The 12,865-nt window shown below is 73.6% G+C and carries 1 protein-coding gene (cut by both window edges); it reads right to left on the bottom strand.

The whole window is internal to a right-handed parallel beta-helix repeat-containing protein gene (locus QM788_RS15080) on the bottom strand: the coding sequence, 41,934 nt in all, runs 14,605 nt past the left edge and 14,464 nt past the right edge, and what appears here is coding positions 14,465–27,329 (codon 4,822, partial, through codon 9,110, partial); reading right to left, the first codon wholly in view occupies positions 12,861 to 12,863. Both the start codon and the stop codon lie outside the window.

The following is a 12,865-nucleotide window of genomic DNA, read 5'->3' as shown; positions in this document are numbered from 1 at the left end:
ACCTGGATGCGCAGGCCGTGGGTGCCGAAGTCGATGCCGCTGTTGCCCGGGATCCAGGTGAACTGGCCGGAGTCCGGCGTGGCCGGCACGACGTTGGCCAGCCACTGCGGGCCGTCGGCCGTGTCCCGGTAGACGTCGATGCGCACCGGCGAGTCGTCGGTGTTGCCGAAGGTCTCCCAGGTGATGTTGAGCGGCTTGAACTTCTCCCAGTCGACGTAGAAGTCCGGCGAGCGCAGGTTGATGCGCGGCGCGGCGCCGGTGGCGAGAGGCAGGTCGGTCGCGGCCTGGCCGTAGGCGCCGATGTCGCTGCCCTGGCTCTCGCTGACCTTGTAGAGGAAGGCCTGGTCGAAGTAGCCGTCGGCGTTGCCGCCGGCGAGGCGGTTGGTGCGGAAGACGAATTCCACCGAGCGCGTGCCGAACGGCAGGTCGGCGCGCTGGCCCACCAGCTCCCAGCGGTTGGTGCTGCCGCCGGCCTTGGCCACGGCGGTGGCGATGACGTCGCCGCCCGCGTTGCGGAAGATCAGCTGCACCTCGCCGCTGTCCACCGGGCTTTCCGCGGCCATGCGGATGCGGCCGCCGAACAGCAGCTCGAAGTCCTGGCTGTCCGCCTGCGCGGCGGTGAGGCCCAGTTGCGCCAGCGTGAAGGTCTGGCGCGCAAAGCCGCCGGCCACGCCGCCGGCGAAGAAGAAGTTGCTGCCTTCGTAGGCCCGCGGCGCGCTGCCGTTGGGCGTGGCGACGGCCTGCGAGCCGGTGTTGACCTCCCAGCCGGCGGTGCCGCTTTCGAAGCCGGGGTTGGCGATCAGGTTGATGTCGGCCGGGTCGCGGCCGTTGTCCACCAGCGCGTTGCCCATGTCGATGCCGGGCGAGCTGAAGCGCTGGCCGGCCACCGGATAGCGCAGGCGGAAGTCGTTACCGAGGATGCTGACGAACTCCGGCCGGGCCCAGGTCGGGTTGACGACCGTGGCGCCGATGGAGTGCAGGTCGAACTTGGCGATGTCGGCCTGCCAGTCGAGGATGTCGGTGAAGTCCCGGGTCCAGAAGCCCAGCTTGCCGGCGCCCGACGTGAACAGGTTGTTGTAGTCGGAATGGACACCGTAGCGGCTGTCGTTGGCCACATACAGGTCGTAGCCGCCCATGGCCCACATCAGGTTGTTCTGCACCTCGACTTCGGTGCTCCCGCCTTCGCTGCGCAGGTTGTCGCCCGTGAGGGCGTAGAAGGTGTTGTTGAACACCCGCACGTCGTTCTTGCCGGTGATCTGCACGCCCACCAGCGTGTTGCGGTAGAACAGGTTGTGCAGGATGCGCTGCTCGCTGCTGGCGTTGATGGCCGTCTGGTTGGCCGAGAAGCGGTTGAACTGGATCGTGCCGCTGAAGGCATCGACGCCAGTGACATTGGCCTCGATCAGGTTGGCGTGTTCCAGCGTGGCGCCGCCCAGCTGGCCGGTGCCGGTGACGCCCACCGTGTTGGCACGCACCACCTGGCCCTGCATCGGCGCGCCGCCCAGCAGCTGCACGCCGGTGGCATGGGCCTCGAAGGTGTTCGGGCGGTCCACGGACGCCCCCACCCAGCCCAGCGCCGCGGCGCCGGCCAGGCTGCTGCGCAGGCCGACGGTGGCGCCGGTGACCAGGTTGCCCGCGAGCTGGTTGCCCGCCGCGTAGTTGACGCCCAGGGCGCCGCCCTGCACGCGGTTGTTCTCGAGCAGGCCGTCGAAGCTGGCCAGCAGGTCCAGGCCGGTGCCGGTGCCGCCGGCCAGCCAGGTGTTGCCCGCGATGCGGCCGCTGGCGGTGGCGCCGGCGGCGATGCGCAGCGCGGCCGTGGAGCCGGTGACGGTGTTGTCGCGGATCTGCACGCCGGTGGCGCTGTCCAGCAGCAGGCCCACGGCCGAGGCGATGGTGTTGAAGCGCAGGCTGGCGTCGGCCACGCCCGCGGCGATGCTGACGCCGCCGCTGAAGGTGTTGCCGGACAGCCGGGCGCCCTGCCCTGCGGCCAGGCTCACGAGGCCGGCAACGCGGCTGTCGCTGACGCCCGCGCCGTCGGCGGCGAGGGTCAAGGTGGACTGCAGGTCCAGTTTCAGCAGCGTGACGTGGGCGCCGTTGACCACGACGGCCCCGGTGATGCTGCTGCCCGGTGCGCCCCAGATCGTGACGCCGGCATCCGCCGCCGACACCGTGAAGCCGCCCTGGCTGCCCTCGACGACGATGACGTCGCCCGCACCCAGCGCCTGGCTGTCGAGGATGTCCTGCACCGTGCCGCTGGCGGTGGCCGTGAACACGCGGCCGGCCGGCGCGGCGTCGGCGCGCACCAGGATCTCGGGCGAGCCCGCTGGCGCGGCGGCGCCCGCGCTGGCGTCCTGCCAGGCCAGCACGGCGCGGCCGCCGCCGTCCACGGCGAGCGCGAGCTGCTGCGGCTCGCCGCCCGTCGGGCTGATGCCGCTGCCGGCGCCGATGCCGCTGGCCTGGCCGGGCAGCGCCTCCTCGAAGTGCTGCGTCGCGGCGTTCCACTGGCGCTCGTACAGGCTGCTGGCCGCGTCGAGCAGCGGGGTGTCGGCCCACACCAGGCGCAGCGAACTGCCGCCCGCCGCCAGTTGCGGCAGGCCGGGGCGGCTTTGATCCCTGATGACGTCGCGCACGGTGACGCCGCCGCTGCCGAGCTGCGCGGTGAGCACCGTGGCGCCCTGGTCGGCCCAGGCCTGCCAGGCGATGAACAGGCTGCCGCCGAAATAGGCGACGCTGGGCTGCGCGTGATGGGTGGTGTCCAACCCCAGCGCCGCCTTCACGGCGGCGCCGCCGCTGACGCCGCCGCTGTCCGATCCGGCCAGGCCCGCCCAGCTTCCCGCGGCGGCCGAGCCGCCCGGCGTGAACTCGGTGACGTAGACCTGGCGCAGCGCGCTGCCTGGCTGCACCGCCGAGTAGGCGATGGCGACCTTGCCGCCGCTGGCGGCGAGGCTGAAGTCGCGCAGCTCGGTGCCCAGCGCCAGGCCGGCGGCGGGCTGCGTGCCCAGCGTGACCCAGGCGCCGCCGGTGTAGATCTTGGCGAACAGGCGCACGTCGCCCGTCGCGTCGTCGCTGAACACCAGCACCGGGCCGCTGGCGGTGTTGACCAGCCCGGCCCGCACGGCGTGGCCGGTCGCGCTGGCCGTGCCGAGGCTCGCCCAGGCGCTGCCGTTCCAGCGCTTGACGACGATGTCGCGGCTGCCGTCGGCCAGCGTCTCCGTCCAGGCGACCACCGGCGCGCCGCTGCCGTCGACCGTGATGGCCGGCCGGGTGGACGACGCGGCGCTGGCGGACACGCCGCCCTGCGACGCGCTGCCGCCCAGCGCGACCCACTGGCTGCCGTCGTGCCTGGCGACGTAGATCTCGAAATTGCCGTTGCGGCTGTCGCTCCAGGCGACGTAGCGCTCGCCGCCGGGGCCGGTGGCCACGGCGGGTTCCTGTGACAGGCCCGGGTCGCCGGCCAGGCCGCGCAGCGCGGCGGTGTCGGCGGCGCTGCCGTTCAGGTCGGCCCAGCGGCCGCGGCTGACGACGCCGTCGGGCAGCTGGCCGGCGGCGCGCGGGCTGCTGCCGTCCACCGGCACGGCGGCCGGCGCCGGTGTCGCGGTGACGGCGCCATCGAAGGCGGCGTCGTCGCCGCCCCCGCCGAAGTCGATGTGGTTGGTGCTGCCGCCGCCGGCCTCGGCCACGGCCATGCCGGCCGCCCCCTGGATCAGGTCGTCGCCGCCTTCGCCGTACAGCAGGTCGTTGCCGCCCTGGCCGTAGAGCTGGTCGCGGCCCGAACCGGCCTCGTTGCCGTTGCTGCCGAAGTCGCCGTAGAGGTGGTCGGCCGCATCGTCGTCGCCCGCGCCGCCGATGGCGTGGCCATAGAGCTTGTCGTTGCCGGCGCCGCCCAACAGCAGGTCGGCGCCTGCGCCGCCTTCCAGCGTGTCGTCGCCGGCGCCGCCTTCCAGGATGTCGTTGCCGCTGCCGCCGTCGAGGCGGTCGTTGCCGGCCAGGCCTTGCAGGCGGTCTTCGCCCGCGCCGCCCAGCAGCGTGTCGTCGCCGTCGTCGGCGCCGATGAGGATGTCGTCGCCGTCGCCGCCGTCGATGAGGCCGCCCTGGCCGTAGCCCTGGACCAGCTCGTCGTCGCCGGCCTCGCCGTAGAGGCGGTCGGCGCCGAAGCCGCCGTCGATGAGGTCGTCGCCGCCATTGCCGTGCAGTTCGTCGTCGCCCTGCTCACCGTAGAGGCGGTCGGTGGCGTGGTCGTCGTCGGGCTGGCCGTCGATGTCGGGGGGCGCGTGGCCGTAGATCCGGTCGTCGCCGCGGCCGCCGTACAGCGTGTCCTTGCCGGCGCCGCCGTAGACCGTGTCATGGCCATCGCCGCCGTCGACGAAGTCATCCCCCGCACCGGCATCGACGGCATCATCGCCGCCCAGCGCCCAGATCTGGTCGTCGCCGTCGCCACCGTCAATGAGGTCGCCGGTCCGGCCGCCGTCGTCGCTGCCGAAGATGCGGTCGTTGCCCGCGCCGCCCGCGAGGGTGCCGCCGGCGCCCGGGCCGGCGACGATGAGGTCGTCACCCGCACCGCCGTCGATGTCGTCCACGCCGTCGCCGCCGTACAGGTCGTCGTCGCCGGCGCCGCCGATCAGGGTGTCGTCGCCGCCGCGGCCGTGGACCGTCCAGCCTTGCGACTGGGCGGACAGGTCCAGCAGGTCGCCCTGTTCGCCACCCACCAGTTCGGGGCGGCTGCCCGTGACGCTGCCGCCGATCCGCGCGCTGCCGCCTTCGGCGTCGGCGCTGTGGTGGTCGACCGCGAAGAACAGGCGTTCGCCCGCGGTGACGCTGCCCTGGATGAGGAGGTCGTCACCGGCACTGAGCGTCACGCTCTGGCCGGCCTGCACGCTGCGGCCCTCGCCGATGACGATGTGCTCGCCGCCAGCGGCGCTGTCGCGCGACGTGAGCCGCACATGGCCCGCACTGCTGACGATGGCCCCCACGTAGAGCGCCTGCGCCACTTCCGTCAGCTGCACCCCGGTGTCGCCACGGGCGTTGACGAAGCCGCCCGACGCGCTGAAGCGGCTGTCGATCTCGATGTCGTCGTAATAGCCGCCGATGCTGCCGCTGACGGCCAGCGTGAGGCTGTTGCCTTCGATGTCGGCGGCGAGGTCGGAAAAGTCATCCAGCAGGTCGCCGCCCAGCACGGTCAGCTCGACGTCGGCGCCGGTCGAGCGCACGCGGTCGAGGTTGAGGTCGCCCGCGACCTCGGCCAGGTAGATGGACCCGTCGGCCAGCGCCCAGACATTGCCGTGGCCGGGACGCGAGGAGTCGATCTCCAGCGCGTTGCCGTCGCTGCCGATGCCGGCGCCGCCTGCCGTGAGGCGCAGCTCGATGCCCAGCACGTCGGCATCGGCGTCGCTGCCGATCTCCTGGATGCCGCCGCTGGCCGCGGAGATGGCGACGTCGTTGCTGGCCGCCTCGACGCGCGCCAGCAGCACGCTGCCGCCGGTGGACGTGAGGCTGACGGCGCCGCCCTGCGCCAGCACCAGGCGGGGCAGCGTGATGTCGCCGCCGGCCAGCATCGTGATGCGGTCGCCCGCGGTGACGAGGTGGTCCGGGTACAGGCCGGTGCGCGTGCCGGCCTGGCCGCCGGTCACGGCGGAGATGCTGCCCTGCGTGGCGGTGATGCTCACGTCGCCGCCGGCCACCACGTGGTCGACCTGCACCGAGCCGCGGGCGCTGGTGATGGACAGGTCGCCCGCCTGCGCCCACAGCGACGCGGGCGCGAGCACCTGCTGGCCGGCCTGGATGCCGACGTTGGTGCCGCCCTGCACGATGCGCGGCAGCGTGATGTCGCGGCCCGCGGTCAGCTGGGCGCTGCCGCCCGCGGTCAGCAGGTTGTCGGTGTACAGCGCGATCCAGGTGTGGGCATAGCTGGCCAGCAGGTGGGTGATGTCCAGCGCGGCGGTGACGGTCGCGTTGCCGCCGGCGATCAGGTGGTCGGCGGCGACGGAGTGGTTCAGGCTCTGCACCGTCAGGTCGCCGGCGCCGGCCTGCACGGTGCTGGGCAGCGTGATGTCGCCGTTGGTGCGGACGGTGGCGCTGGCGCCGGCCGTCCAGGTGTTGCGCTGGAACAGGTCCATGCGCTGGGCCGGCGTCTGCGCGGCGACGCTGAGGTCGGTGGCCGTCTGCAGCTGGCCCAGGCTGGTGGTGGAGGCGATGGCGCCGTCGCCGGTGCCGAAGTAGCCGATCGGGAAATCGACGATCGCGGCACCCGCCTGGTCGGGGCGGAAGTGGCGGACCCAGCTCGTGGTGCCGAGGTCGGCGCCGCTGGACGAGCGGAAGATCTGCACGTCCACCTGGTAGGTGGGCGGCAGCGCCGTCACGGTGACCTGGCGCCTGGCCTCGCGCAGCAGCAGGTCCAGCCTGGCGCCGGCGCTGAGGTCGCCCAGGCTCAGCTTGAAGTCGCCCACGTCCGGGTCGCGCAGCAGGCCGCGCACGGCCAGCCAGCTGTCGGCGCCCGAGGCGCTGGTCAGGAATGCGGCCTTGCCGGGGCTTTGCACCAGTTCCAGGTTCAGGCGCGCGCTGGCGCTGCCGATGGCGCCGCCGGCGTTCAGCGTGGCGACCTGGGTGCGGACGATGGCGTTGGGGTCGAGGCTGACGATGTCGCCGCTGACCGTGGCGATCAGCGAGCTGCCCAGCGGGTTGTCGATCAGGCCGTTGAGCTGGATGTCGGGCTGGCCGGTCGCGTGGGTGTTGCGGATCAGCAGCTCGGTGGCGCCGTAGCTGTTGCGGATGCCGAACTCGAACGGCGTGGCATCGGTGCGCGCGCCGCTGATGTTCTCGGCCACCAGCGTCACCTCGGGCACGGCCGTGGTGTTGACCGGCGCGATGTCGTTGATGCGCAGGTCCTTGCTGGAGTTGTTGGTCAGCGTGATCCGGTTGAAGGTGTGGATGAAGGTGAACGTGGACTGCGTGCCGCTGATGGTGCCGGCCTCCAGGCCGCCGGCGTCCTTCTTGTTGGCCGGCACATCGACCGACTGGGCCTCGAAGCGCGCGCGGCCGATGTCGTCGTTGACCACGTCGTTGACGATGATGGCCGTGGGCGTGCTGCTGTAGCTGAGGTTCTGCGCCGTCACCACGTTGCCCGCCGCGTCCACGACCAGCACCGGGTTCGGGCCGGAGGCCAGGCGCGCGTCGGCGTTGAAGTCGATGTGCTGGCCGTAGGTGTGCGGCGTGCCCACGTCCACGCTGCCGCCGTCCGCCCAGGCGCCGTCCTGCACGTAGCGGAAGCGGGTGCTGTAGCTGCCGAAGGCGGCGCGCACGTCCAGCGCATAGGTCTCGAAGTTCGCGCCGGCCTCGGCGTTGACCCGCGTGTTCAGGCGCTGTTCGATCTTCAGGTCCACGTCGGTGTCGCCACCGGCCGCGTCGGCCTCGCCTTCCGAGTAGGCATAGGCGTCCAGGCCGCCGTGGAATGCCGTGACGTCGATGGTCTCCAGCGCGCTGACCAGTGCGCCGCCATACACATTGACCACCGCGTCCGAGAACATGCGCGAGTAGGCGTGCGAATCGGGGTTGGCCCCGGCCGCGGCCGAGTAGGCGTCGGCGGTGACGCGGCTCTTGGCGTGCGTCATCGCCGCGTCGAGCGCGATGTTGTCGCCGGCCACGACCCGGGCGTCGTGGCCGATGTTGACGGCGGTCTGCTGCGCATCGCCGCTGTCGCCGACGCGCCAGTACATGTCGGCGTCCGAGCCCGCCCCCAGGCCGCCGCTGGAGGCCTTGCCGTAGACGTCGCCCTCGAAGCGCGACTCGGCCTTGATGGCGACGTCGCGCGCGGCGTCGATGCTCGCGCCGGCGCCGACGCCGGACGTGGTGTCGTGGTCGAGCTGCACGCCGCCGCTCACGTCGGAGGTGTTGACGAAGCCACCGCCCTTGGAGTTGGCGTCGATGGTGCCGTTCTGCGTGCTCTTGGACAGCAGGCTGACCGAGCCGCCGGACCGGAGCTGCGCGCCCGCGCCGGCCGCGGCCTGCACGGTCTGGGTGGCATTGACGAAGGCCTCCGAATTGCCCACGGCGATGAAGGCGCCGCCGCTGGAGCCGGCCGTGGCCGCGCCGTTGGCGGCGGAGAAGGCGTCGAGCATGATGTCGCCGCCGGCCTGCACCACCGCGTTGTCGCCCACCAGCGCGCGCACGTCGGCCACCAGGTCGACATGCGACTCGGACCCCTTCTCGCCGAAGATCAGCGCGCCAGCCGAGCCCACGGTCTTGCCGCTGGACACGCCGTTGTCGGCCACGCTGCTGACCAGTTGCAGCGCCCCGCCCGCCCCCAGCAGCTGGTGGCCGGCGCCGGAGCCGGCGCTGGTGAGGTCGACCTCGAGCTGGTGCTGGCCGGTGCTGCTGGCGCCGGAGATCTCCAGGCCTTCGACGCCGAGGGTGTGCTTGCCGCCGCCCGCGCCGAGGTCGATGGCCGGCCCGCCCGCGGTCGCGGCGAGCTGGACGGTGTTGGCGTCGATGACCCTGACGTAGTAGGTGGTGCCGCCGCTCAGGCCCGGCAGCGCCGCCGTGCCCACGCGCGTCAGCACATGCCCGCTGGCCTGCGATTCGGCGGTGTTGCTGATGTCGATGGCCGTGCCGCTGCTGGCATCGCCCGCGCTGGCGGCGAGCTTGATGTGGTTGTCGTCGACGCGGATGACGTAGTAGGTGCCGTCGGCGGCCAGGCCGGTGATGGCCGCCGGCGGCAGGCCGTCGCCCGGGTTGAGGTCGCGCAGCGTGTACTTCACCGCCTCGCCGGTGCCGAAGCCATGGCCGTTGAGGGTGATGAGGTCGGCGCCGGCGCCCTCGACCGCCGCCCCTTCGAACTGCTCGGCGCCCGCCGTCCGGTAGGTGACGGCCTGGCCGTTGGCGAAGCCGTGGCCGGCGACCGTGATGCGGTCGGCCGCGGCGTCCACCGCGCCGCTGAGGAAGCTGCGCGGCGCCGACGTGGCACCGGCAGCGGTGGCGGCGAGCTTGATGGTCTGCGCGTCGATGACGCGCACGAAATAGGCCTGGCCGTCGACCAGCCCGCTCAGCGCCGGGTTGCCGGCGCTGTGGTAGATCACGCGCTGGCCGTCGCGGAAGCCGTGCTCGACGTCGAATCTGATTTCGTCCCTGGCCGCATCGACCGTCGTGGACTTGAACACCGAGCCCAGCTTGACGCTGATGGGCGAGGTGACGATGACCTGGTAGTTGCGCCCGTCGCCCAGGCCGCCGACCGGCGTGTTGCCGTCCAGGCCGATGCTGTAGGTGACCGTGTCGCCCGTGGTCAGGCCGTGCTCGCCGTTCAGCGTGATGGTGTTGGTGCCGACGCCGACGCCGCCGGCCCCGAAGGTGGTGTCGCCGCTGCTGACGGTCCGGCCCTGGTCGGCCTTGAGCTGCACGCTGCCGCCGGCCTTCACGGCGGCGCCGCCGAGGATCTCGGCGCGCACCGTGGGGCCGACGTTGATGTCGGCCTTGGAGATGCTGGCGGTGCCCGCGCCGGCGAACGACGAGCCGTCGGCCACGCCGTCGCCCTCGGCATTGCCGTGCGCGCGCAGCGCCACGTTGCCGCCCACGTCGACGGCCGCGCCGCCGCCGAGTTCGGCGGTGATGGTGGGGTTGACGTTGACGACCGGCGCCGAGCCGTTGCCCGACACCAGCAGGCCGCCGGTGGCGGCGAGCGCCGTGGCGGCGCCGCGGCCGCCGCCGGCGGCGTCGATGGTGAGGCTGGCGCCGGTGATCCGGGCGTTGCCCACGCGGGCGCGGCTGCTGGAGCTGGCGTCGGCGCGCGCGTCGGTGGCGCCGAGGGCCAGGCCGAGCGAATAGGCCTCGCCGTCCGCCCGCGAGCCGGCCTTGTCGGCCACGGCGGACAGCAGTTCGGTGCCACCGTCGGCATGCACGGAGGCGCCGTCGCGGACCTCGGCGCTGACGCCGGCCGCGCTGACGGCGCGCGCGTCGGCCCCGTTGATGCTGGCAAAGCCGCTGGCCCCGCCGGCCTCGCCGGTGGCGGAGGCGCCCTGCGAGCCGTCATGCGCGGCGCGGATGGTGACGCGGCCGCCGGCATCCAGCGCGCCGCCCACGCTGGTGGCCACGGTGGGCGTGACCCGGGCATTGGACGCCGCCTTGCCGACGGCGGCGAAGAGGCCGTAGCTGTCGGTGTCGGAGCTGGCCTTGGCGCCGCCGCTGGTGGCCGCGCCGGCCAGGATGTTGCCGCCCGCGGTGATGCCGCTGCCGAGCAGCTGGGTGCTCAGGTTGCGGGCCACGATGGCGCTGGAGTCGTTGGCCGCCAGGCCGATCAGGCCGCCGACCGGCGCCGTGGTGGCGGCCGTCGAGCCCTGGTCGCTGACGTTGTCGATCGCCACGTTGCCGCCGGCCGAGATGCCGGTGCCGGCGGCGATGGTGGTGGCCTGGCGGTCGTCGTCGTAGCTGTTGCTCGCGGCGTCGGTCAGCCGGCCGCCGGCGATGCTGTCCGCGCGCGCATTGCCCTTGCCCAGCAGGCCGCCGAAGGACACGCCATAGCCCTCGGCGGTCGCCAGGTTGCCGGAGCGCGTGGTGACGGTGAAGTCGCCCGATGCGGCGCGCAGCTCGGCGCCGTTGCCGCCCAGCAGGGTCGCCATGTCGGCCGAGGCCTGCGCCAGGCTGCTGGCGCCGATGCCGCTGAAGGCGAAGCTGCCGCCCGATGCGGTGGCGTAGGCCGTCGCGTCCTGGCCGCTGGCGCCGCTGCCGTCGTGGTTGTGGCTGGCCAGCACCGAGAAATTGCGGCCGGCGGTGATGGTCGAGGCGCCGACCACCGTGTCCATGTCGGGCCGCACGCGGGCCGTGGCGTCGGAGCCGCTGAAGGACAGGAGCGTCGACATCGCCACGCCGTTGGCCCGTGCATTGGCGTCGCCGGTGGACAGGTTGTTGATGACGACGTCGCGTGCCGCGCTGATGTTGCCGCCGGCGCCGATGCCGACGTTCAGCGTCGGGGTGACCGTGGCGCTGGCGGTGTTGGCGCCGCCCGAGCCCAGCAGGCTGAACGACGAGGCCTTGCTCTCCGACGTGGCCCGGTAGTCCTGGCGGCTGTTGACGACCAGGTCGCCGCCCACGGTGCCGGAGAGGCCGCCCGTCACCGCCTGGGTGCTGCCGTCGATGGCCGCGTCGGACTTCGCCACGCCGCCCGCGCCCACCAGCGCCAGGTTCTCGCTGTCGCCCACGGCGTCGGCCGTCAGGCCCGACAGCGTGTCGAAGCGGACCGTGCCCGAGGTGTCGAAGACGACGCCCGAGCCGGTGTCGTTCGTCAGGTTGGCCACCGCGCTGGCCGATGAGTTGCTGCCCGACAGCGACAGCCCGGCCGCGCCGGCGCTGGCGGTGGAGCGCGCGGTGGCCCGGCCGGCGGCCGCGTCGCCGTTGTTCAGCCGCACCGCCATCAGCACCTCGCCCTTGCCGCCGTGGGTGGTGATGCGGGCGTTGTTGCCGATGTTGGCCGTCAGGGTCGGGTTGAGGTCCACGTCGGCCACCGAACCGCCCGCGCCCACGCCGCCGGCGAACTGCACGCCGTCGGCGATGCCGCTGGCCTGGGTGGACGCGTTCGCGCCGACGTTGACGCCGCCGTCCACGTCGATGACCGCGCCGGCGCCGATGCCGGCCGAGACCGTGGGCGTGACGGCGCTGGTGGACTTCGCCCCCGAACTGGCCACGACCAGGCCGCCAGCCGCGGCGGAGCTGTGGGCGTTGGCCACCTGCACGGCGGTGGCCTCGATGGCCAGCCCGCCGCCGCTGACCTTGGCGGCGCCGTGGGCCGTGGTGGCGCCCGCCGACATGGCCGTCGCCGTCATCGCGCCGCGGGCCAGGCCGCCACCGCCGAGCGCCCTGCCGTCGGCCGTCGCGGTGTTGTCGGCCACGGCCCGCACGGTGACCACGCCGCCCTGGCCGTCCAGCGTCGCCCGGCCCTGCGTGGTGGCGCTGGTGTTGGCGCCGGACTTGGCGCTGGCGTTGGCCCCGGCGACGCTGACGCCCGCGCCGATGCCGGTGCTGTCCGCCTTCGCGCGGGCGTTCTGGCCGTTCTGGTTGTGCTGCGCCTGGAGGCTGATGCCCTGCCCGCTCAGCGTCGTCGCGCCCTGCACGAGGGTGGCGACGTTCGGGGCGACCTCGGCGTTGGCGGACATCACCCCCACCGCGCCCAGCAGGCCGAACGACAGGCCGCGGGCCTGCGCGTTGGCGTCGGCGTCCGACAGCGCCAGGATGCTGATGGCGCCCGAACTGGTGACGGTGCTCGCCGAGCCGGCGTTGCCGGAACCGGCCGTGACGGCGCCGCTGGCCCGGGCCGTCGCGTCGCCGCTGTTGACGCCGGCGGCCAGGCCGCCGCCGGAGGCGTTGGCGAAGGCGTCGGCGTCGTTGTGGCCCAGCGCGCGCACATCCACGCCGGTGCTGCCGTCGGAGCCGCCGGCGATCTCGGCCGTGGTGGAGCCGCTGGCGTTGGAGACGGCGACCGACTTGCCCGCGGCGACCAGCAGGCTCATCGAGGGGCCGGAGGTTTCGGTGTGGGCGATGTTGGCCGCGTCGGCGTGGATGGCGATGGCGCCGGTGGCCGACAGCAGGCTGCCCGCGCCGCTGCGCGCGGTGGTGGTGGCGTTGGCCTGGGCGGTGGACGCCGCGCCGGTGGCGCCGAGCAGCGCGCCGCCGGAGGAGCTGCGGGCCAGGGCCACGGTGTCGCCGCCGGTGGCGGCGGCACCGTCGTGGTTGTGGCTGGCGGTGATGCCGATGTTGCGGCCCACGTTGGCGGTCGCGTTGCCGGTCAGCGCGCTGACGGTGGGGCTCATGGTCGCGCTGGCGATGGAGCCCCCCATGCCCAACCCCCCGCCCACTACGGCGCCGATCGCGGTGGCGGTGGTGTCGGCCG

It is taken from the genome of Roseateles sp., from assembly GCF_047654785.1.
Taxonomy (GTDB): domain Bacteria; phylum Pseudomonadota; class Gammaproteobacteria; order Burkholderiales; family Burkholderiaceae_C; genus Pelomonas.
This window is presented reverse-complemented; position numbering and strand designations above follow the sequence as displayed.